We start from the raw sequence: 21018 nt of genomic DNA on the forward strand, positions 1-21018 counted from the left end.
GGTTCCCGGCTTACCTCGGTCCACGCCTCCACGGCGCGGGCCGACGTCACCCGCACCGTTCGGCAGCGGTCCGCACGAGGGGAGGGACCGGTGCCGAACGGTGCGGCGTGTGGGGTGCGGTGTGTGGGAGCCGGTGGGTCGCCGTCCGGGCTCCGTCGGGGTGCCGTCCGGGCTCCGTCGGGGTGCCGTCCGGGCTCCGTCGGGGTGCCGTCCGGGCGTCGTCGGGGGCGCCGTCGTGGGGCGCGGTCGGTCGGGGGAGCCGCGCCGAGGGCAGTCACGCTGACGCACCGGAGGCGCGGGACGCGGCCGAGCGGTGCCCGTCCCAGGCCATCGCCGTCACGTAGGGGGAGCCCTCAGGGGCCGCGCCACCGCAGGGACGCCAACGCCCGGGCCCGGGCCGCCACGACGGCCGTACGGGCCGCCCGTTCGGCCGGGTCGACGTGCGCCGCCTGCCCCGTGGCCTGGCCGTGCCACTTCCGGTACAGGAGCCCCACCTCCGCCGAGAACCACCCGCGGCTCACCGAGTCGAGCGCCAGCAGCAGCCCGGTGTCCTCCGACGCCGGCAGTGCCATCCAGCCGCCCAGCGCGAGCAGCAGATCACGCCGTACGCACAGGGTCGCCGGATGCACCTGCGCCCGGAAGTCGTTCGCCGTCCAGTGGGCGAGCACCTCACCGCGCTCGATCGGCCCGTCGGGCGGATCGTCCGGGAAGCCGGCCGTCGTGCCGTCCGGCAGCAGGTCCAGGGCGCGCGACGTCGCCCATCCGATCGTCGGGTCGCCTTCGAGGGCGGCCAGGTCGCGGGCCAGGGCGCCCGGGGCGAGCCGGTCGTCGGCGTCCAGGACCTTCACGTACTCGCCCTCGGCGTGGGCGAGCGCGACGGTACGGGCGACACCCGGTCCACCGCGGCGCCCCTGACGGAAGGTCACGCGCGGGTCGTCCGCCGGCAGGTGCGGGGCGATCTCGCCCGTGGTGCCGTCCTCCTGGACCACCCAGTGCCACTCCCAGCCGTCGGGCAGCTCCTGGTCGCACAGCGACGCGTAGGCCTCCGGCAGGTACGGGGCGGACGGGGCGTGGACCGCGGTGACGACGACGATGCGCCGGCTCACGGCAGCACTCACCGCACTCACCACCTTTCCGGGAGCGTGGTCACGGGCGACTCCGTCATGGTCGACCAGCCTATGGGCCGTCAGGGCACGTGACGGCGGCGGGGGTTGTGGTGGAAGGGCACGTCGTGGGCCCGTGCGCGGACCCGTACGGGTTCCGTAGGCGTATCCGTACGGGTCCCGTTGGGCGTATCCGTACGGGGCCGTGGACGTATCCGTACGGGGCCGTACGCGTGTCCGTCCGCGGACCCGCAGGCGTGCCCGTCCGCGGACCCGTGCGCGGACCCGTGCGCCCCTGATCTGCTTCGCGCGCCGCCGGTGGGGCCGGATGTCGCGCACGGAGCGGCACGCGCGGCCCTGCCAGCATCACGGACCGTTCCTCTCCCCTCCCCCACGCCGTCGAAAGGCAGACGCCCGTGTCCGTCGCCCCCCTGGACCACTCCGCCTCCGGCTACTCGCCGACGCACGCCTACTGGCTCGCGCACGCCGCCCGTGCCGCGTACCAGTCCCCGGAGAAGGCCGAACGGCTCGTCCGCGAGTGGAAGTTCGACCGGTTCCGCCACTTCTCGTGCCCCCACACCATGCCCTTCCCGATCGAGGACACCCAGGCCTACGTCGCCGCCAGCGAGCACATGGTCCTCGTCGCGTTCCGCGGCACCGAGCCGGAGCAGATCCGCGACTGGCTCACCGACACCGCCACCCCGCCCGTCCCCGGACCGGGCGGCAAGGGGTACGTGCACATCGGATTCCACCGTGCGCTCGACGTCGTGCACCCGCAGATCCGCGAGACGGTCGCGGAGTACAAGGACAACGGCCAGTCGGTGTGGTTCACCGGGCACAGTCTCGGCGGAGCCCTGGCGATGCTGTCCAGCGCGCGCATGTACTTCGAGGCGCCCAACCTGACCCCGCACGGCGTCTACACCTACGGCCAGCCGCGTACCTGCGACGCCACCCTGGCCACCGCCTACGACACCGCGCTCAAGGGACGCACGTTCCGGTTCGTCAACAACAACGACATCGTGCCCCAGGTCCCGCCGACGCCGTTCCGCCACGTCGAGGCCCTCCGCTACTTCGACGCCGACGGCAGGCTGCACGACCGCATTCTCGCTGTCGGCCTGCTCGCCGACAAGGTGCGGGGCGCCACTGCGGATCCGTTCGCGCCGGCCGGCGACGGCATCCGCGACCACTTCATCGACCGGTACGTCGCCCTGCTGGAGAAGAACCTGCGCTGACCCGCGCCGACCCGGGCCCGCCTGCGCTGACGGACGTCCGGCGGGCACGGCGAAGGCCCGGTGGCTCCTGGGAGCCGCCGGGCCTGCTTCGTGCGCGCTGTAAGGCTGTACGCAAGTCGCCGTTACATCGTGTCGGTGGGGGTGCCGCGTCCTCAGCGCTGGAGGGGGATCGGCGCCTTGGCGCCGCGCGGGAGGACTTCGGGCTCGCAGGGCGTCGTGCGGGGCTCGGCCGGTTCGCCGAGGCCGGCGGCCAGGGAGGCTTCCGGGCCGGCGGCCAGGGAGGCTTCCGGTGCGGCTGCCGGGGCGGCGTCCGGGCCGGGAGCCGGGTCGGTGGCCCGTTCGCCTGCCGCTTCGGCGGCCGCTTCGGCCGGGTCCGCCTCCGGGAGGGGGCGGGTGCGGCAGCTGGGCGACTTGCCGTGGGCCTCGGCGCGGATGCGCTGTTTCATCGTGGGGGGCAGTGACCGTGCGTGGAGCCAGGCCCAGGGGGACACCGCCGGCACGGCCGGGTGGACGGTGCGCCCTCCGTTGTCGCTGTTGCGCGCCGGCTCGGTCTGTGCCACCGCCGTCGTGGCGGTCGTCGTGATGAATCCGAGCGCGGCGCACACGGCGAAGAAGGCGGTGACGATGGCGGTCCACAGCTTCATGACCCGGTTCTCGGTCATGTCCCTCACTTTCGGGTCGAGCGATTTGCGTACTTTCCTCATGATGTGTATGTGGGGTGCCAAGTGATGGAGCAACGCTCGCGCCGCCGCGATGTTCGGATGAACACCACTCGGATGGCCGCATAAAGGAAGAAAAGTATGGGAGGCAGGTGCAGGTGGGGCGAAATCACCCTCCGTGGAGAGGTGATCACCCTCCGGTCCGACGGGGTGATCCGGTCTCTCCGGGCCCGGCTACTGCGCCGCCGAGGGCGGTAGTTGAGGGGCCGACGCAGGTCACCGATCGATATCGGTCGGTGTGTATAGTCGGGCGCCAGAGGTCCCCAACGTCAACGAAAGACGAGGTCGCGCGGTGAAGAAGCTTCTCCTGGTCGCACTGGCCGCCATCGGCGGGCTCCTCGTGTACCGCCAGATCCAGGCGGATCGCGCCGAGCAGGATCTGTGGACGGAGGCGACCGACTCCGTGCCCACGGGTTCGTGAACACCGACACCGAGAACTGAGCAGACCCCGGCCGCCTCAGCGGTCGGGGTTTCGTGTTGCACGGGGTCCCGACCGCGTGCAGGACGAGCGTTTCGGACGCCCGTACGGAATGCGCGGGTGGCGTCCGGGCCGACGGGGCAGGATGGCCCACGGCCGGGTCCGGGCGGACCCGGTGCCGGCGAGGGCGAGGGGGCGTGCGGATGGCCCGGCGTGCGGGGCGGCGGACCGCCCGGAGGCGAGTGGCCGCGATGACCGGGGTGACCGCGGTGACCGCGGTGACGGTCGTGGCGCGCATGGCCGCTGTGACCGCGGTGACGGCGGTGACCTTCGTGACGTCGGTGCTGCTTCCCGGGACCGCTGCCGTGGCGACCGCCCTCTCCCACCCCTACGACCGTGACGACGACCCCGACTCCGCGTACGGCTACGGCTTCGACGACGACGCCCGGAGCGCCGAGGCCGCGAAGGGCACCGGCGACGCCGTACGTCTGCACCCCGGTACCACCTACCGGAGCTCCCTCACGGGCCGCGGCAAGGCCTACTACCGCCTCGAACTCGACGCCACCTCGACCACGTACGTCTCCGTCACGGCCGTCCCCCGCCCCGGCGCCGCGCCGGCGAGCGGCGACGGGATCAGCGTCTCCGTGCAGAACGCCGACGGCGTCGGCTGCGCCTACGACTCCGTGACCACCGGCGCCTCCCGCAGCCCGCAACCGATCACCGCATGGGCCGCCCGGGAGATCCAGCCGGGCCTCGGCCTGTGCCAGGAAGCGGGCACCTACTACGTCGTCGTCGAGCGCACCGGCACCGGCACCGGTACCGAGTCCGACCGGCCCTGGGACCTGGAGCTGGTGCCCGTCTCCGAGCCGCCCCTGGAGAAGGCCGGCGCCACGGGCGTGCCCGAGACGTGGAACTCCGCCACCCCCGCCCCGCTCGCCGCCGAGCCGGTACCCCGCCGGGGCGGATCGGGCTTCGCCGGGGCGACCCCGCTGTCACAGGGCGTCTGGAGCGACGACCTCACCCCCGGCCAGACCCTCTTCTACAAGGTGCCCGTCGGCTGGGGGCAGCAGCTGTACGCCACCGTCGACCTGGACAGCGCCGACCAGGACACCGGGTTCGTGGTGCCCGCGCTCGACATGACGCTCTACAACCCGGTGCGCGCCGAGGTCGTGCACACGAGCGCCGGCTACGGCGGCCGACAGACGTCGACCTCCCTCGCCCCCGTGCCACCGGTCCGCTACGCCAACCGCTACGCCCCCACCGACCCCGCCGACAGCCTGCGGTTCGCCGGCTCCTACTACCTCGTACTGCATCTGTCGGCCCAGGTCGCCGAGCGTTTCGGCGACGGGCCGTACGGCCTGCGGCTGCGTGTCCGCGTCGACGGAGCGGCAGGCCGGCCCGGGCCGGGGTACGCCGGGCAGCCGGTGCCGCGTGACGTCTTCGACGCCGGTGCGCGGGAAGCGGCCCGCGCACCGGGCGGCACCGTGGCCGCGGGCGAGGGCGGTGGCACCGTCATGAGGGCGGTCGCCGTGGGCGGTATCGGCACCGGCAGCGCGCTGCTGCTGGTGCTCGGCGTGTGGACGGTCACCGCCCGGCGCCGGGCCTCCGCTCAGATCCGCGCCAACGCCCAGAACCCCACGGCGTAACAGGCCAGCGCGAGCAGCAGCAGCGGCAGCGCCACCTTCGCGGGCGGGCCGGGCCGACGCGGCGCACGGGCGCGGCGGTGCCCCCGGCGGGTACCTGCTGTCCTTCCGGAGGGAGCTGGGGCAGCGGAGGCGGCGGGGGAAACAGGAGCCCCGGGGAGAAGGGGGGCCTCGTAGGAAGCGGGAGCTTCCTGGGCCGTGTACGCGGCCGTGGTCGAGGCGCCGGTGCGTCGGCCGCCCGAGTGCAGCGCGTACGTGGAGTCGTACATGGGGTCGTACGGGGATCCGTGGGGGGAGAGGTGCGGGGAGCCTGTGACGTGGTGCGGTTGCGGAGGCAGAGCGGGAGGGGGCTCGGGGGTGGAAGCCGGAGTGGGCGTGGGGGTGGGGGTGGGCGTGGGGGTCTGGGTGGGCTGAGGGGGCGGCAGGTGGAAGCTGCCGGTGTCCGACATGGAGGGGACGGGAGCGCCGGGCACGGGCGCGGAGGCCGGCGGGCGTCCGGGCCGACGTGGATCGCTCGCTGTGGAGGACGTGCTGGATCCGGTGCTGGTGCCGGTGCTGGTGCTGATGCCGTTGTCGGAGCCGGTGTCCCGGCCGTACGCCACGGACCCCGTACCCGGGCCGGCCTGCGGCGAGGTCCGCTCGAAGGCCGACGGCGCCACGGTGATGCCCGGGGCGCGCTTCAGCGGGCCCTCGGGGCCGAATCCCGGCGGCAGCGGCCCGAGTTGGTCGAAGATCTCGATCTGCTCGTCGTCCGGGCCGGGCTCGGGCAGCAGCTCCGCGGCCGCCGCCAGTGCCTTGCGCACCCCGGTGGCCGTACGGAAGCGGGCCTGCGGATCCGGTTGCAGCAGCGTGGCCACCACCTGCCACAGCGGCTCCGGGATGTTCTGGGGCGCGCCGGGTGTGCCGTGTTCCGTGAAGTAATGGACGAGCGCCTTGGCGTCGGGCTTGGCGCCCTCCAGCAGATAGAGCGCCACCAGTCCGACGGCGAACAGGTCGGCGGGGAAGTCGGGGTCGGAGCCCAGCATCTGCTCGGGCGCGAGGTAACCGGGCGTACCCACCACGAGGTTGGTCTCGGTCAGGCGGGGCTCGCCCAGGCGCATCGCGATGCCGAAGTCGGACAGCCGCAGCCGCGGCCGGGCCGTGCCGGTGGCCTCCAGGAGCACGTTGGCGGGCTTGACGTCACGGTGCACGACGCCCTCCGCGTGGACCGCGGCCAGCCCGGACAGAAGCTGGTCGAGGAGCGTGCAGACGAACGCGGGAGGCAGCGGACCGTAGTCGCCGACGAGGTGGACCAGCGACCCGCCCCCGACCAGGTCCATGGTGAACAGGACCTTGTCGTCGTCGGCGGCCCAGCTGGCGGGGGCGAGCACATGGGGATGGTCGATGCGCAGCGCCTGCTCGCGGACGAACCGCAGCAGGGCGTGGGCGTCGCGCTGCTGGAGCACCTTGGCGGCCACGTAGCGCCGGCGCCGGTGGTCCCAGGCGCGCCAGACGGCGCCCACCCCTCCACGGCCGATCGGGTCGGCGAGTTCGTACCGTCCGGCGAAGACCTCACCCATGGCAGTGCGTCGCTCCTCCCCCTGCGGTTTCCCCCTGCTGTCCCTCGTTACCCCCGTGACGAGCGACAGGACCCCCTTCGGGACGGGTGACTCGAATCTCCTTCGGGACGGGTGACTCGAACTCCTTCGTGACGAGTGACACGACCCCCTGGACGCGTGGTGTGTCCCCTTTCGAGCGGCAGGACCCCCGTGACGGGCGACGACGCCCTCCTGCCGGTCTCCGGCCCGGTCGCCGAACCCCCTTCGGTCTCCGGGCCGTCGGCTCAGCTCTGGTGGGACTGGTAGTGCGCGACCGCGTCGGAGGTGCGGCCGGCGCCGTACACCCGGAGGAACTCTGCCAGCTCCGGGTGGGTCGGGGCGAGGGTGTCGGCGGCCTCGATGATGTCGCCGGCGGCGGCGACCGAGCGCAGCAGCGACTGGATCTCGCGGACCACGCGCTTGACCGTCGGTGCCCCCGAACCGCTGGTGGTCTGCGTGGTGTTGTTGAGCACCGAGCCTCCCTGCGACCTCTTGATCTCGTCCATGCGCTCGGTCGCCTCGGCGGCGCTGACGCTGCCGTCGGCGGCCTGGGCCGCCAGCTCCTGAAGCAGCTGCACCCGCTGCACCACCGCCGGATTGCCGATCTTCGCCCGCTGACCGCTCATCAGCTGCGACAGCATCGGCGCCGACAGTCCCAGTACCCCCGCGAGACGAGCCTGGTTGAGACCGAGATCGTCGATGAGCTTGCGGAAGAGCGCCCCCAACGGCTCTCCGTACCAGTTCCGCTGCAGTTCCCGCGCTCTCGCGGTGGCTTCCTGCTGTGCGGCGTCCATGTGCGTCTCCCCATCGCTTCCCCAGAAACCGTGGTTCGCTGCCGCGAACCACGCCGAGCATCTTACGGAGCGTGGTCATGCGCGGGGACCCCCAATCTTTTTGCGGGATCAGGGGGGTGACCCGGTACTCTGGTCTGCGGCGCCCACCGGTAGGGGGTTTTCTCCGGCTGGTCGTTTCTCTTCCAGGGGCCTTAGCTCAGTTGGTAGAGCGCTGTCTTTGCATGGCAGATGTCAGGGGTTCGACTCCCCTAGGCTCCACCTGGAGATGCCCTCCGAACTGCGAGAACGCAGCTCGGAGGGCATTTTTGCGCCCTCTGCGGAGGCCGTGCCCGTGTGTGGCGCCGCTCCGCACACTCCGCCACGGCCACGCAACGGGTACACCATGAGTGCGCTCTGTCACCGTCCTGGACGAGGAACACCCCTCCGGCCACGTAAACGCGGTCAAAGGGGTGTTTCACGTGAAACGTCGTCGTGGTCCGCCGTGATCGCCGTACGTCGTCGGCCCCACGTCGTAGGCGCCACGTCCTCGATACGCCGTAGAAGTCGAAGCCTCAGCTGCGGTCCTCGCGGTTCGCGGCCTCCTCCTCGGCCTCCTTGGCCTGGACCTCGGGGTCGAGGGCGGACGTCTCACCGGTACCGCCCACCGAGTTCAGGCCGCCCCCGGCGGGGACCTCCGTGGCGGCGGGCGGCTCGACCAGCCAGTCCGGGTTGGCCTGCTTGTCCCACCACTTCCAGGCCGCGTAAGCGCCCGCGCCGACGAGACCCGCCACGGCCAGGGCCTTGGCGAGCTTGCCCGCCCGTGCCCGCCGCCGGTGCTTGCGGACCAGTTTCTCGATCTCCTTGGGCGTCACCTGGCCGCGGAGCGCGGCCAGCGCGGCGATGCCCCGGGCGGCGGCCTCGTCCTTCACGGGCCCGGCCGCGGCCTTCGCCTGCTCGATCTTCGGCCGGGAGTATTCGGCGGCCTGCCGTGCGGCCTGACGCGTCCGGGCGGCCGCCTCATGAGCGGCGTGGTCGACCTTCGGCGGCACATGCGCCCGTGCCTGCTCCAGGCGGGGCGCGACATGGGCGCCGTACTGCACGCGGGCCTGTACGGCGGCCTGGGACACCTTGGGCGCGAGCCGTACGCGGGCCTCCTGCGCATAAAGCGCGGCCCTCTCCTTGGCCGTGTCGGCGTAGGGCGCCACCACTTCCGCGGCGTGCAGCACGCTGTCCTTCGCCGAACCGGTCGCGGCGCGCACGCTGTCGATGCGGGTCACGGGTTCCTCCTCCTCGGTGGCGTACGGTATTTCGACTTTCCACCCTTTTACGGATCATGCCTGCCGGCGGCCGCCTCGGCATGCGCGGACGGGCATACGGGTGCCGAACGTCCCGAGCGGTAGTGATCGGATGCAAGAGGGGGTGAATACGGGGGAACGGGGGCTTGTCGTCGACAATGCCATGGATCGGCTCCGCCCGCTCCCGCCCCGGACGGCCCGGGCGCCTTTCCGTGTCCGCACCCCGGACGATCCGGGCGTCTTTCCGTGTCCGCACCCCGGACGATCCGGGCGTCTTTCCGTGTCCGCACCCCGGACGATCCGGGCGCCTTTCCGTGTCCGCACCCCGGACGATCCGGGCGCCTTTCCGTGTCCGCACCCCGGACGGCCCGGGCGCTTCTCCTGACCGGAGCGACCCCCTCCGTCGCGGGTGCCGGGCGACGTACGGTCCCGGGCGTGCGAGGATCGGGGCGTTACAGGAAGACAACGGAAGGCAGATCGTGGCCGAGCAGCTGTACGCCACCCTGAAGACCAACCACGGCGACATCAAGGTCCGGCTCTTCCCGGACCACGCCCCCAAGACGGTCAAGAACTTCGTCGAGCTCGCCACCGGCGAGCGCGAGTGGACCCACCCCGCCACCGGCGAGAAGTCCTCGGCGAAGCTCTACGACGGCACGGTCTTCCACCGGGTGATCAGCGGATTCATGATCCAGGGCGGTGACCCGCTGGGCAACGGCACCGGCGGTCCCGGCTACCAGTTCGAGGACGAGTTCCACCCGGACCTGCGCTTCGACAAGCCCTACCTGCTGGCCATGGCCAACGCCGGTCCGGGCACCAACGGCTCGCAGTTCTTCATCACCGTCGCCCCGACGGCCTGGCTGACCCGCAAGCACACCATCTTCGGCGAGGTCACCGACGCCGGCAGCCAGAAGATCGTCGACGCCATCGCGGGCACGCAGACCAACCCGCGCACCGACCGCCCGCTCAAGGACGTCGTCATCGAGTCGGTCGTCATCGAGCCGGCCGCCGTCGAGAAGAGCTGACGGCAGGACGCACCGGTTCCCGTCGGGAACCATTTGCCCCGCTCGTCCGTAGTGACGAGCGGGGCACAGCCTTGCAGACGACGACGTTGGGGGACCCCATGGACCAGGCGCCGGGCAGCCGCCAGGACGACGCCCACAGCGGCCTGCCCGCTTGCTACCGGCACGCCGACCGTGAGACGGGCGTGCGCTGCACCCGGTGCGAGCGCCCCATCTGCCCCGAGTGCATGGTCAGCGCCTCCGTCGGCTTCCAGTGCCCGGACTGCGTCCGCACCGGCTCCGGCACGGGACACGCGCCCTCGGCGTCGCAGCCGCGGACCCTCGCGGGCGGCACCGTCGCCGCCGACCCGCGCCTCGTCACCAAGGTCCTGATGGGCCTCTGCCTCGCCGCGTTCCTGGTGCAGCTGTCGGTCGGGGACCGCTTCACCGACCGGTTCAGCCTGATCGGACAGGCCTACGTGCCGGCCCTCCAGGACGTCGGGGGTGTCGCGCGGGGCGAGTGGTACCGGCTGCTGACGTCGATGTTCCTGCACAGCAGCTATATGCACATCCTGTTCAACATGCTCAGCCTGTGGTGGCTCGGCGGTCCTCTCGAACAGGCCCTCGGCCGGGTCCGCTACCTCGCGCTCTACTTCGTCTCGGGTCTCGCGGGCAGCGCCCTGACCTACCTCCTCGCGGCCCCGAACCAGGCCTCGCTCGGTGCCTCCGGCGCGATCTTCGGCCTGTTCGGCGCCACCGCCGTCCTGATGCGCCGTATGCGCTATGACATGCGGCCGATCATCGCCCTGCTGGTGATCAACGGGATCATCACCTTCGGGTGGGGCAGCATCGCCTGGCAGGCCCACGTCGGCGGCTTCGTGGCCGGCGTCGCCATCGGCTACGGCATGGTCCACGCCCCGCGTGAGCGGCGTGCCCTGGTGCAGTTCGGCACCTGTGCACTGGTGCTCGTGGCGGCTGTGGTGATGACCCTCTTGAGGACCGGCCAGCTCAGTTGAGCGCAGGTTGTCCACAGCGTGTGCCCGATCTTGTGCACACTGTGGGGGAACAGCTGTGCCCCCTGTCACCGACCGATGTTCTCGCAGGTCAGGCAGGGGGCGAACTGGTTTTCGAGGGCTTGGGTTTCGTCACACCGGTGTCAACCTCAGGCCGGTTATCCACAGATCTTCGTTCTTTTTCCCCACTGTGGAAAACGGCTGTGGATAACTCGGTGGATACCCCTGGGTAGAGGTGGACGGAGGGGTGGTCCGCCTGCTACTTCCACTGGGTGGAGACGCCGAATCCGGCGGCGATGAAGCCGAAGCCCACCACGATGTTCCAGTTGCCGAGCTGGTCGAGGGGCAGGGACCCGTCGGTCACGTAGAACACGACGATCCAGGCGAGCCCGATGAGGAACATGGCCAGCATCACCGGCGCGACCCAGGCCCGGCTGTTCAGCTTGATCGCGGTCGTCTGCTTCACCGGCGGCGGCGTGTAATCGGCCTTCTTGCGGATACGTGACTTCGGCACGAGGGTCTCTCCTGTCGATGCGCTGCGTGGCCGCGCAGGGAACTGGGTCGGGCTCGGGGCAGCGTACAAGGGGACACTGAGGCTCCCCCGGGCGTCCGTTAGCGTAGTGCTTCTACGGCGCCGAAGGAGATAAGGGTACGTTGAGCAATTCTGCCGACTCCCCCGGGACGGGTTCAACGGGTTCCGCTTCCGTCCGCCGGCCCCGTCTCCGCCCGGTGCGGGTGCTCACCATGGGTGTCTTCGCCCTCGCGGGACTCCTCTTCGTGACCAGTTTCAACACGGCCAAGGGCACCAACATCCGCACGGACGCGTCCTTGCTTCAGCTCTCCGACCTGATCCAGGAGCGCAGCCGCGAGAACGGCGCGCTGGACGAGTCCAACGCCGCCCTGCGCGACGACGTGGAGTCGCTGGCCGAGGCCGACGACGGCAGCACCGAGGCCGAGGACGAGAAACTCGCCGGGTTGGAGGCGCAGGCGGGCACGCAGGAACTCAAGGGCGAGGCGATCACGGTCACGCTCAACGACGCCCCGCCCGACGCCACCGCCAAGCTCCCCGGCTATCCCGAGCCGCAGCCCGACTATCTGGTGATCCACCAGCAGGACCTCCAGGCCGTGGTGAACGCCCTCTGGCAGGGCGGCGCCCAGGGCATCAAGGTCATGGACCAGCGGCTGATCTCCACCAGCGCCGTGCGCTGCGTGGGCAACACCCTGATCCTCCAGGGCCGGGTCTACTCACCGCCGTACAAGATCCAGGCGGTCGGGGACCCGGAGAAGCTCCAGCAGGCGCTCGCGGACTCGCAGGCGATCCAGAACTACATGGTCTACGTCAACGTCTACGGCCTCGGCTGGAAGGTCACCGAGGACGGGACGGTGACCCTGCCGGGTTACTCGGGCACAGTGGACCTGCACTACGCCGAGCCGGTGGAGTAGCCGCGGGCAGCCGGGACCACCCGGACGAAGCGGAGCAGCCGGAGCAGCCGTTCGTTCCACGGGGAGCCGCCGGTGCGCCTGATCGTCCGGACCCTCAGCGAGCTCTGCGTCACCCTGGGCACCGTGATCGTGCTCTTCGTCGTCTACGTGCTGTTCTGGACGGGCGTGCGGGCCGACCACGCGATGGACGAGCAGGTCGACCACCTCCGCGACCAGTGGGCGCGGCACCCGGCGCAGGGCTCCTCCCCGGCCCCGCAGTCCCCACAGCCCTCACCGGCCCCGCAGTCCCCAAGTGCCTCCTCTAGTCCCGCGCCGCCCGCCGCGTACCGGCCGGGCAGCGCTTTCGCGATCATGTACATCCCGCGGCTCGGTTTCACGTGGAACAAGCCCGTGCTCGAAGGCACGGACACCGGCACCCTGAAGAAGGGGCTCGGCCACTACACGGGCACGGCCGCGCTCGGGCAGACCGGGAACTTCTCCGTCGCCGGGCACCGCCGCACCTACGGCGACCCCTTCAAGGACTTCCCGAAGCTGCGGCCCGGGGACGCCGTGGTGCTGACGGACGGGACGACCTGGTTCACGTACCGGATCGACCGGGGGCCCTACCGGACCGTGCCGGCGGACGTCGAGGTGATCGACGCGGTGCCCCGCGCGTCGGGGTACACGCGTCCAGGGCGCTATCTGACCCTGACCACGTGCGACCCCGAGTGGGGCCACAGCCACCGGCTGATCGTCTGGGCGCACCTGGACTCCACCCAGCCCGCGGACGCAGGCGAACCGGCGGCCCTACGCCGGTAGGGCCTGTCGTTCGGATCACGCCGCGGACGCGGGATCCGGCACGCACGTCTGCGGCGTTGTCGTCGGTTGCCGATGCTCCGCATCGACGCCCTCCTCCGCCTTGCAGCCGCACGCACCAGACCCCGCTCGCCCGGTTGACACGGCACCGTCGGCATCCCGCGACCTGATCCGAACGACAGGCCCTAGTCTGGTGGTGTACGGCGTGAGTCTGGTGCCGTGGTGCGACGGAAGGGACGGCATGTACGGCTGGATCTGGCGGCATCTGCCGGGAAACGTCTTGGTGAAGGCGCTCATCTCGATCGTGCTGGTTCTGGCTGTGGTGTACGTCCTGTTCCAGTACGTCTTCCCGTGGGCCGAACCGCTGCTTCCCTTCAACGATGTGACGGTGGACAACCAGTGAGCGCGCGCATTCTCGTCGTCGACAACTACGACAGCTTCGTCTTCAACCTGGTCCAGTACCTGTACCAGCTGGGCGCCGAGTGCGAGGTCCTGCGCAACGACGAGGTCTCCACGGCCCATGCGCAGGACGGCTTCGACGGCGTCCTGCTCTCCCCGGGCCCGGGCACGCCGGAGCAGGCCGGCGTCTGCGTCGACATGGTCCGCCACTGCGCGACGACCGGCGTCCCCGTCTTCGGCGTCTGCCTGGGCATGCAGTCGATGCAGGTGGCGTACGGCGGTGTGGTGGACAGGGCTCCGGAGCTGCTGCACGGCAAGACGTCGCCGGTCGAGCACGAGGGCGAGGGCGTCTTCGCCGGGCTCCCCTCGCCCTTCACCGCGACCCGCTACCACTCCCTGGCGGCCGAGCCGGCGACGGTGCCCGACGAGCTGAAGGTCACGGCCCGCACCCACGACGGCATCATCATGGGCCTGCGCCACCGGGAACTGCCGGTCGAGGGCGTGCAGTTCCATCCGGAGTCGGTGCTGACCGAGCACGGGCACCGGATGCTCGCCAACTGGCTGGTGGAGTGCGGCGACGAGAGTGCGGTGGCGAGGTCGGCGGGCCTGGCGCCGGTGGTGGGCAGGGCCACGGCGTGACCGCGCTGCGCCCCGAGCGCGAGGACCTCTACGGCGGCCCGCCGTACGAGCCTCCCCTGGACGACGAGACGGTGGCCCTGCGGATACCGCAGCCACCGGAGTCCGCGTTCGGCGGCGAGCCCCTGGCCGGTTCTGGAGCCCCGGCCCCCTCTCCCGCTCCCGGAACCCCCGCCGGCGGCCGAGCGGCCCGCAGAAAGGCCGCCAAGCGCCGTCACGGGCGCCGTGGCGGCGACGGTGCGGTCCCCGCCCCCTCCCGGTCCGAGGAGGCGCCGTCGCGGCCGCTCTCCCGGGTGGAGGCCCGGCGACAGGCGCGGGCGCGCAAGCCCGGCGCGGCGGTGATCGCCAGCCGCGCCGTCGGCGAGGTGTTCATCACCACGGGCGTGCTGATGCTGCTGTTCGTCACCTACCAGCTGTGGTGGACGAACGTCCGGGCGCACGCGCAGGCGGACCAGGAGGCGAACAGCCTCCAGGACGACTGGGCGAACGGCAAGCGCAACCCGGGGACCTTCTCGCCGGGACAGGGATTCGCCATCCTGCACATCCCCAAGCTGGACGTGGTGGTGCCGATCGCCGAGGGCACCAGCAACGAGAAGGTGCTCGACAAGGGCATGGTCGGGCACTACGGCGAGGGCGCGCTGGAGACGGCCATGCCCGACGCGAAGACCGGCAACTTCGGGCTCGCGGGCCACCGCAACACGCACGGCGAGCCGTTCCGGTACATCAACAAGCTCCAGCCCGGCGACGCGATCGTCGTCGAGACGCAGGACGAGTACTACGTCTACAAGATGGCGTCGATGCTGCCGGTGACCTCGCCGAGCAACGTGAGCGTCCTCGAACCCGTGCCGGTGGGCTCCGGATTCACCGGGCCGGGCCGGTACATCACCTTGACGACGTGCACGCCGGAGTTCACCAGCAAGTACCGGTTGATCGTCTGGGGCAAGATGGTCGAGGAACGGCCGCGCAGCAAGGGCAAGCCGGATGCGCTCGTCGAGTAGGGGCAGATGACCGTGGCAGCGACCACCGACGACACTGAGCACGCGGAACCCGCAGAACCCGCGGAACCCGCGGATCGCGCGGAGCACACCGACGCGTCCCCGCCCGCGCCGCGGCGCCGCGGCCGCGGCCGGATCGCCCTGGCGGTGAGCGTCTTCGGCGAACTCCTCATCACGGCCGGGCTGGTGCTCGGCCTGTTCGTCGTCTACTCCCTGTGGTGGACCAACGTCATAGCGGACCGCAGGGCGGACCAGCAGGGCGACAAGGTGCGGGACACCTGGGCCGCCGAGGACACCGGCCCCGGGGCGCTCGACACCAAGAACGGCATCGGCTTCCTGCACGTGCCCGCCATGGACAACGGTGAGGTCCTGGTCGAGAAGGGCACCTCCTCGAAGATCCTCAACGACGGCGTCGCCGGCTACTACACCGACCCCGTCAAGGCCACGCTCCCCACCAGCGGCAAGGACGGCAACTTCTCGCTGGCCGCCCACCGCGACGGCCACGGCGCGAAGTTCCACAACATCGACAAGCTGAAGAAGGGCGACCCGATCGTCTTCGAGACGCGGGACAACTGGTACGTCTACACGGTCTACGCCGTCCTTCCGGAGACGTCGAAGTACAACGTCGAGGTCCTCGGCGCCGTTCCGAAGGAGTCGGGCCGGAAGAAGGCCGGCAAGTACATCACGCTGACCACCTGCACGCCGGTCTACACGAGCCGGTACCGGTACGTGGTCTGGGGCGAGCTGGAGCGTGTGGAGAAGGTGGACGCGGACCGGACGCCGCCGAAGGAACTGCGCTGACCTCGCGACCGCGCCGCCTGCGCGGGAACGCCGGGGACAGCGGCTGACCACGAACGACACGGGCCCTGCCGGATCGACCGGCAGGGCCCGACGCGTCGGTGGGGGCGGGGTCAGTCCTCCCCGTCACCTCCGCCGAAGAAGTTCGTCCCGCCGTCGTCGCCGTTTCCGCCGTCGTTGTTGCCGTTGTTGCCGCCGGCGGCGACCAGGTTGACCGTCTGCCCCTTGCTCACCGTGGTGCCCGGCTGCGGATCGGAGCTGATGACCACGGCGTTGTCGTCGCTGGAGCCGGTGACGCTGCCGACGGTGAGGCCCGCGTCCTCGATGGCCTTCTTGGCGTCCTTCAGGCTCAGGCCCTGGAGGTTGCCCGGGACCTGGGTCTGGGTGCTGCGGCCGATCTGGATCTGGACCGTGGAGCCCTTGTCGGCCTGGGAGTTCGCCGACGGCGTGGTCTGGATGACCTTGCCGACCTGGTTCTGGTCCTGGGTGTCGACCTCGGTGCAGCTGCCGACCAGGTTGTTGGCCTCCATCTGCGCCTTGGCCTCGTCACAGGTCTTGCCGGAGACGTCGGGGACGGTGGCCTTCTCCTCGGCCTTGGCGATGGTGAGGGTGATCGTGGACCCCTTCTCCACCTCGTTGCCCAGCTCCGGGTCCTGCCCGATGACCGTGCCCGCCTCCTCCGAGGAGACCTCTTCCTTCGTCTCGACGACCAGCTGGTACTTGTCGCCCTCCAGCGTCGACTTGGCCTCTTCCAGGGTCTTGCCGAGGACGCTGGGCACGGCGACCTTCGGCGCACCGGTCGAGACGACGATGTTGACCGTGTCGCCCTTGTCGACCTCGGTGCCGGCCTTGGGGTCCTGCTCGCAGACGCTGCCCTTCGGCGTGTCCTCGCAGGCTTCCTCGGTGCTCACCAGCTTCAGCTCGACGTTGTCGGCCATCGTCTGGGCGCGTTCCGCGGTCTGGCCGACGAAGTTCGGTGCCTCGAACGGCTGGTCCTCGGCGCTGCCGCTGAACGCCCACTTGCCGATCAGGATCGCGCCGACCAGCACCAGCACGGCCGCGACGACCAGCAGGATCGTCGAGGTGTTGGACTTCTTCTGGCGGCGCCGGTCGGGGCGGTCGTCGTAGCCGAAGCCGCCGTCGTCCGGGCCCATCGGGGGCAGCATCGTGGTGGCGCCGGCGTCCGTGGAGCGCAGGGCCGTGGTGGGCTGGTCGTCGGGGTAGCCCCCGTAGCCGACGGAGCCCATCGCCGCCGTGGCCGCGACCGGCTGGCCGTCGAGGCAGGCCTCGATGTCGGCCCGCATCTCGTCGGCGGACTGGTAGCGGTAGTTCGGGTCCTTGACCAGCGCCTTCAGGACGATGGCGTCCATCTCGGGGGTGATCTCGGGGTCGAAGACGCTGGGCGCCTGCGGTTCCTCGCGGACGTGCTGGTAGGCGACCGCGACCGGGGAGTCGCCGACGAACGGCGGCCGGACGGTCAGCAGTTCGTAGAGGAGACAGCCCGTGGAGTAGAGGTCCGAGCGGGCGTCCACCTGCTCGCCCTTGGCCTGCTCCGGGGAGAGGTACTGGGCGGTGCCGATGACCGCGGCCGTCTGCGTCATCGTCATGCCGGCGTCGCCCATGGCGCGGGCGATGCCGAAGTCCATCACCTTGACCTGGCCGTTGCGCGTCAGCATGACGTTCGCCGGCTTGATGTCGCGGTGGACGATGCCCGCCCGGTGCGAGTACTCCAGGGCCTGGAGGATGCCGATGGTCATCTCCAGCGTCCGCTCCGGCAGCAGCTTGCGGCCGGAGTGCAGCAGCTCACGCAGGGTGGAGCCGTCGACGTACTCCATGACGATGTACGGGATCGACACCCCGTCGATGTAGTCCTCGCCCGTGTCGTAGACCGCGACGATCGCGGGGTGGTTGAGCGAGGCGGCAGACTGGGCCTCCCGGCGGAACCGGGCCTGGAAGGAAGGGTCGCGCGCGAGGTCCACGCGCAGCGTCTTCACCGCCACGGTGCGGCCGAGGCGGGTGTCATGCGCGAGGTAGACCTCGGCCATGCCACCACGGCCGAGCACATGGCCCAGCTCGTACCGGCCGCCGAGGCGACGCGGCTCTTCCATAGCTACCTACCAGCCCTCTCCGTCGGTCCCGACCGGCACACGTGTGCGGCCGGAGGCTGCCGTCCGGGCATTACCGTACCCGGACGGCGCTGCGTGACCTGGCCAAGCCCGTCACCCGATACAGGACCGGTATCGCAACGTGCACCGATGTGTAGGCGACGTGATCGGGGTCACTTCTTGCTGTCGATGACTGCCTGCATCACTTTCTTCGCGATCGGCGCGGCCAGACCGCCACCGGTGATGTCGTCGCGGTTGGCGGAGCCGTCCTCGACGACCACGGCGACGGCGACCGGCGAGCTGCCGTCGGACAGCTTGGCGTAGGAGATGAACCAGGCGTACGGCTTCTCGCTGTTGTTCAGGCCGTGCTGGGCGGTACCGGTCTTGCCGCCGACGGTGACGCCGTCGATCTGCGCGCTCGTACCCGTACCGGTCTTCACGACCGTCTCCATCATCTGCTGGAGCTTCTGCGCGGTCTCCGAGGAGACCGCCTGGGACAGCTCCTGCGGCTCGGTCGTCTCGATGGTGTCGAGGTTGGCGGCCTTGAGCTGGTCGACCATGTACGGCTTCATCAGCTTGCCGTCGTTGGCGACGGCCGAGGCGACCATCGCCATCTGGAGCGGGGTGGCCCGGTTGGAGGCCTGGCCGATGCCGTCCATGGCGTTCTGCGGCCGGTTGTCCTCGGGGTAGACGCTCTCGGAGGCGCGGACCGGGGTGTCCAGCTCGGCGTTGTTGTAGCCGAACTTCTCCGCCTGCTCGATCATCTTCTCGCTGCCCACGGTGTCGGCCAGCTTCGCGAAGACGGTGTTGCAGGAGACCCGCAGGGCCTCGCGCAGGGTGGCGTTCTCGCAGTCGCCGTGCTCGTTGGTCAGGTCCGTGGTGGTCTGCGGCAGCTGGTACGGGTCCGGCGTGTCGGTGGCCTCGTCGATGCCCGAGACGACGCCGTTCTCCAGCGCGGCGGCCGCGGTGACGACCTTGAAGGTGGAACCCGGCGGGTACGTCTCGCGCAGCGCCCGGTTCAGCATCGGGTCGTCCTCGTTGTTCTCCTTCTGGACGGCCTTCCAGGCCTCGGCGTCCGAGTCGGACGTCCCCGCGAACTTCGACGGGTCGTACGACGGCGTGGAGACCAGCGCGAGGATCTTGCCGGTGGTCGGGTCGATCGCGGCGACGGCGCCCTTCTTGTCGCCCAGCCCGTTGTACGCGGCCTTCTGGGCGGCGGCGTTGAGGGTGGTGACGACGCTGCCGCCCTCCTTCTTCTTGCCCGTGATCATGTCGAGCGTGTTGCGGAAGAAGAGCCGGTCGTCGTTGCCGGTGAGGATGCCGTCCTCCAGCTTCTCCAGCTGGTTGGCGCCGAAGGCCTGCGAGGAGTAGCCGGTGACGGGCGCCCACATGGCGCCGTTCGTCCAGGTGCGCTTGTACTTGTAGTCACCGCTGGTGGCCTCGACGGACCCGGTGATCGCCTTGCCGTCGACGATGATGTCGCCGCGCGGGGTGGCGTAGCGCGCGATGTTGACGCGGCGGTTGTCGTCGTCGCCGGCCAGGTCGTCGGCCTTGGCGTACTGGAGCCAGTTGTCGCGGATGAGCAGGGTGAGGATCAGGAGTCCGCAGAAGATCGCGATCCGGCGCAGGGGCTTGTTCATGACGGGCGGACCACCTGGGTCATCTCGGCGTCGGGGTTGGCGGCGGGGGCCGGGGCGGGGCGGCGCGCGGTGTCGCTGATTCTCAGCAGGATGCCGACGAGCGCCCAGTTGGCGATGACGGAGGAACCGCCGTACGCCAGGAACGGCATCGTCATACCGGTGAGCGGGATGAGGCCCATCACACCGCCGGCGACGACGAAGACCTGGAGCGCGAAGGCGCCGGACAGGCCGATGGCGAGCAGCTTGCCGAACGGGTCGCGGGCGGCGAGGGCGGTGCGCACACCGCGCTCGACGATCAGGCCGTACAGCAGCAGCAGCGCCATGACGCCGGCCAGGCCCAGTTCCTCGCCGAAGGTGGCGAGGATGAAGTCGGAGTTGGCGGCGAACCGGATCAGCTCGGAGTGGCCCTGGCCCCAGCCGGTGCCGAGGGTGCCGCCGGAGCCGAACGCCCACAGCGCCTGCATGGCCTGCTCGGAGTGGCCGACGACGCCCTCACGGGAGAGCGTGTACTCCTTCATCGGGTCGAGCCAGGCCTGGACACGCTGCTGGACGTGCGGTTCGAAGCTGGCCACGCCGACCGCGCCGGCCGCGGACATCAGCAGACCGAAGACGATCCAGCTGGTCCGCTCGGTGGCGACGTACAGCATGATGACGAACATTCCGAAGAACAGCAGCGAGGTGCCGAGGTCGGTCTCGAAGACCAGGATCAGGATCGAGATGAACCAGACCACGAGGATCGGGCCGAGGTCGCGGCCGCGCGGCAGGTACAGGCCCATGAAGCGGCGGCTGGCGAGCGCGAGCGCGTCCCGCTTCACCATCAGGTAGCCGGCGAAGAAGATGGCGAGGACGATCTTGGCGAACTCGCCGGGCTGGATGGAGAAGCTGCCGACCTGGATCCAGATCTTGGCGCCGTAGATGTTCACGCCGAGGCCCGGCACCAGCGGCAGCAGCAGCAGGATCAGCGCGCCGACCATGGAGATGTAGGTGTAGCGCTGGAGGACGCGGTGGTCCTTGAGGAAGATCAGCACCGCGATGAAGAACGCGATGCCCATCGCCGTGTACATCAGCTGGCGGGGCGCGGCGGTGCCGGCCTGCTTGATGGACTGGAGCAGCTCGGACTGGTCCAGCCGCCAGATGGCGACGAGCCCGAGTCCGTTCAGCAGGGTCGCCAGCGGCAGCAGCAGCGGGTCGGCGTACGGCGCGAACTTGCGCACCACGAGGTGGGCGACGCCGGCCAGCAGGCCGAGGCCCAGGCCATAGCTGAGCAGGCCGGCGGGCACTTGCTCGTCGATGGCGAGGCCCACGTTGGCGTAGGCGAACACCGGGATGGCGACGGCGAACACCAGGAGCGCGAGCTCGGTGTTGCGCCGGCTCGGCGTGCCGATCGAGCCGATCGTGGACGTGTGGTGCGTCGGCGTGTTGGTTGAACTGCTCAT

20 protein-coding genes and 1 tRNA gene are annotated in these 21018 nt (G+C 70.7%); 12 read left to right on the forward strand and 9 right to left on the reverse strand.

The annotated features are described in order from the left end of the window. Window positions 1-353: 353 nt before the first annotated feature. Window positions 354-1118, reverse strand: a complete 765-nt coding sequence (locus tag ACZ3KJ_RS06580; protein ID WP_467525110.1) for a glycosyltransferase family 2 protein — start codon at window positions 1116-1118, stop codon at window positions 354-356. A gap of 401 nt (window positions 1119-1519) precedes the next feature. On the opposite strand from ACZ3KJ_RS06580, the gene ACZ3KJ_RS06585 reads away from it, so the two are divergent. Then, the gene (locus ACZ3KJ_RS06585) at window positions 1520-2335 is read left to right on the forward strand and encodes a lipase family protein (RefSeq protein WP_467525112.1); all 816 of its coding nucleotides are present in this window, start codon (window positions 1520-1522) and stop codon (window positions 2333-2335) included. 152 nt (window positions 2336-2487) lie between these two features. Here ACZ3KJ_RS06585 and ACZ3KJ_RS06590 read toward each other — a convergent pair whose 3' ends face one another. Further along, window positions 2488-2997 (reverse strand): DUF6344 domain-containing protein, encoded by a 510-nt coding sequence (locus tag ACZ3KJ_RS06590; RefSeq protein WP_467525113.1) that lies wholly within the window; start codon window positions 2995-2997, stop codon window positions 2488-2490. Between the two features lie 349 nt (window positions 2998-3346). Here ACZ3KJ_RS06590 and ACZ3KJ_RS06595 point away from each other — a divergent pair, with 349 nt between their 5' ends. Together ACZ3KJ_RS06595 and ACZ3KJ_RS06600 are read left to right on the forward strand one after the other, a co-directional pair. Then, complete coding sequence (locus ACZ3KJ_RS06595; protein ID WP_003999697.1) at window positions 3347-3475, forward strand: DLW-39 family protein; 129 nt, start codon at window positions 3347-3349, stop codon at window positions 3473-3475. Window positions 3476-3723: 248 nt separating this feature from the next. After that, window positions 3724-5118 carry a hypothetical protein gene (locus tag ACZ3KJ_RS06600; protein ID WP_467525115.1) on the forward strand — a complete coding sequence of 465 codons (1395 nt, stop codon included), beginning with the start codon at window positions 3724-3726 and terminating at the stop codon, window positions 5116-5118. Here ACZ3KJ_RS06600 and ACZ3KJ_RS06605 read toward each other — a convergent pair. Beyond that, complete coding sequence (locus tag ACZ3KJ_RS06605) at window positions 5082-6674, reverse strand: serine/threonine-protein kinase (RefSeq protein WP_467525117.1); 1593 nt, start codon at window positions 6672-6674, stop codon at window positions 5082-5084. The two genes, ACZ3KJ_RS06600 and ACZ3KJ_RS06605, sit on opposite strands and share 37 nt — an antisense overlap. Before the next feature lie 263 nt (window positions 6675-6937). Continuing rightward, window positions 6938-7486, reverse strand: coding sequence for a helix-turn-helix domain-containing protein (locus ACZ3KJ_RS06610; protein ID WP_389519035.1), 549 nt, complete (start codon window positions 7484-7486; stop codon window positions 6938-6940). Between the two features lie 185 nt (window positions 7487-7671). On the opposite strand from ACZ3KJ_RS06610, the gene ACZ3KJ_RS06615 reads away from it, so the two are divergent. Beyond that, a tRNA-Ala gene (locus tag ACZ3KJ_RS06615) sits at window positions 7672-7744 on the forward strand. Window positions 7745-8037: 293 nt separating this feature from the next. Here ACZ3KJ_RS06615 and ACZ3KJ_RS06620 read toward each other — a convergent pair. Further along, complete coding sequence (locus ACZ3KJ_RS06620) at window positions 8038-8742, reverse strand: DUF5324 family protein (protein WP_467525119.1); 705 nt, start codon at window positions 8740-8742, stop codon at window positions 8038-8040. Between the two features lie 497 nt (window positions 8743-9239). On the opposite strand from ACZ3KJ_RS06620, the gene ACZ3KJ_RS06625 reads away from it, so the two are divergent. After that, on the forward strand, window positions 9240-9782 hold the full coding sequence (locus ACZ3KJ_RS06625) for a peptidylprolyl isomerase (RefSeq protein WP_467525121.1): 543 nt from the start codon (window positions 9240-9242) through the stop codon (window positions 9780-9782). 98 nt (window positions 9783-9880) lie between these two features. Beyond that, window positions 9881-10774, forward strand: coding sequence for a rhomboid family intramembrane serine protease (locus ACZ3KJ_RS06630; RefSeq protein ID WP_467525123.1), 894 nt, complete (start codon window positions 9881-9883; stop codon window positions 10772-10774). Window positions 10775-11030: 256 nt separating this feature from the next. Here ACZ3KJ_RS06630 and crgA read toward each other — a convergent pair whose 3' ends face one another. Further along, window positions 11031-11285 carry a cell division protein CrgA gene (gene crgA, locus ACZ3KJ_RS06635; RefSeq protein WP_467525125.1) on the reverse strand — a complete coding sequence of 85 codons (255 nt, stop codon included), beginning with the start codon at window positions 11283-11285 and terminating at the stop codon, window positions 11031-11033. 140 nt (window positions 11286-11425) lie between these two features. Here crgA and ACZ3KJ_RS06640 point away from each other — a divergent pair, with 140 nt between their 5' ends. From ACZ3KJ_RS06640 to ACZ3KJ_RS06665, 6 genes are all read left to right on the forward strand, one after another. Beyond that, window positions 11426-12214 carry a DUF881 domain-containing protein gene (locus tag ACZ3KJ_RS06640; protein WP_467525127.1) on the forward strand — a complete coding sequence of 263 codons (789 nt, stop codon included), beginning with the start codon at window positions 11426-11428 and terminating at the stop codon, window positions 12212-12214. Between the two features lie 72 nt (window positions 12215-12286). Further along, window positions 12287-13012, forward strand: coding sequence for a class E sortase (locus ACZ3KJ_RS06645; protein WP_467525129.1), 726 nt, complete (start codon window positions 12287-12289; stop codon window positions 13010-13012). Window positions 13013-13214: 202 nt separating this feature from the next. Beyond that, on the forward strand, window positions 13215-13412 hold the full coding sequence (locus ACZ3KJ_RS06650; protein ID WP_467525790.1) for a hypothetical protein: 198 nt from the start codon (window positions 13215-13217) through the stop codon (window positions 13410-13412). After that, window positions 13409-14047 carry an aminodeoxychorismate/anthranilate synthase component II gene (locus ACZ3KJ_RS06655; protein WP_389519042.1) on the forward strand — a complete coding sequence of 213 codons (639 nt, stop codon included), beginning with the start codon at window positions 13409-13411 and terminating at the stop codon, window positions 14045-14047. The genes ACZ3KJ_RS06650 and ACZ3KJ_RS06655 overlap by 4 nt, the downstream gene beginning before the upstream one ends. Next, complete coding sequence (locus ACZ3KJ_RS06660; RefSeq protein ID WP_467525130.1) at window positions 14044-15042, forward strand: class E sortase; 999 nt, start codon at window positions 14044-14046, stop codon at window positions 15040-15042. The genes ACZ3KJ_RS06655 and ACZ3KJ_RS06660 overlap by 4 nt, the downstream gene beginning before the upstream one ends. Window positions 15043-15048: 6 nt before the next feature. Next, complete coding sequence (locus ACZ3KJ_RS06665) at window positions 15049-15840, forward strand: class E sortase (RefSeq protein ID WP_467525132.1); 792 nt, start codon at window positions 15049-15051, stop codon at window positions 15838-15840. Between the two features lie 110 nt (window positions 15841-15950). Here ACZ3KJ_RS06665 and pknB read toward each other — a convergent pair whose 3' ends face one another. The 3 genes from pknB to ACZ3KJ_RS06680 form a co-directional block, all read right to left on the reverse strand. Next, on the reverse strand, window positions 15951-17945 hold the full coding sequence (pknB, locus tag ACZ3KJ_RS06670; RefSeq protein ID WP_467525134.1) for a Stk1 family PASTA domain-containing Ser/Thr kinase: 1995 nt from the start codon (window positions 17943-17945) through the stop codon (window positions 15951-15953). Between the two features lie 170 nt (window positions 17946-18115). Further along, complete coding sequence (locus ACZ3KJ_RS06675) at window positions 18116-19582, reverse strand: peptidoglycan D,D-transpeptidase FtsI family protein (RefSeq protein ID WP_389519045.1); 1467 nt, start codon at window positions 19580-19582, stop codon at window positions 18116-18118. Further along, window positions 19579-21018 (reverse strand): FtsW/RodA/SpoVE family cell cycle protein, encoded by a 1440-nt coding sequence (locus tag ACZ3KJ_RS06680; protein WP_467525136.1) that lies wholly within the window; start codon window positions 21016-21018, stop codon window positions 19579-19581. Before ACZ3KJ_RS06680 ends, ACZ3KJ_RS06675 begins: the two co-directional genes overlap by 4 nt.

The sequence above is a fragment of the Streptomyces sp. NPDC003248 genome, assembly GCF_055563235.1.

Bases quoted from the DNA above. Each gene is read 5' to 3' on its own strand.
- ACZ3KJ_RS06600 (WP_467525115.1), top strand. From the start codon at position 3,724: ATGACCGGGGTGACCGCGGTGACCGCGGTGACGGTCGTGGCGCGCATG.
- ACZ3KJ_RS06590 (WP_467525113.1), bottom strand. From the start codon at position 2,997: ATGACCGAGAACCGGGTCATGAAGCTGTGGACCGCCATCGTCACCGCC.
- ACZ3KJ_RS06630 (WP_467525123.1), top strand. From the start codon at position 9,881: ATGGACCAGGCGCCGGGCAGCCGCCAGGACGACGCCCACAGCGGCCTG.
- pknB (WP_467525134.1), bottom strand. From the start codon at position 17,945: ATGGAAGAGCCGCGTCGCCTCGGCGGCCGGTACGAGCTGGGCCATGTG.
- ACZ3KJ_RS06665 (WP_467525132.1), top strand. From the start codon at position 15,049: ATGACCGTGGCAGCGACCACCGACGACACTGAGCACGCGGAACCCGCA.
- ACZ3KJ_RS06675 (WP_389519045.1), bottom strand. From the start codon at position 19,582: ATGAACAAGCCCCTGCGCCGGATCGCGATCTTCTGCGGACTCCTGATC.
- ACZ3KJ_RS06680 (WP_467525136.1), bottom strand. From the start codon at position 21,018: ATGAGCAGTTCAACCAACACGCCGACGCACCACACGTCCACGATCGGC.
- ACZ3KJ_RS06610 (WP_389519035.1), bottom strand. From the start codon at position 7,486: ATGGACGCCGCACAGCAGGAAGCCACCGCGAGAGCGCGGGAACTGCAG.
- ACZ3KJ_RS06605 (WP_467525117.1), bottom strand. From the start codon at position 6,674: ATGGGTGAGGTCTTCGCCGGACGGTACGAACTCGCCGACCCGATCGGC.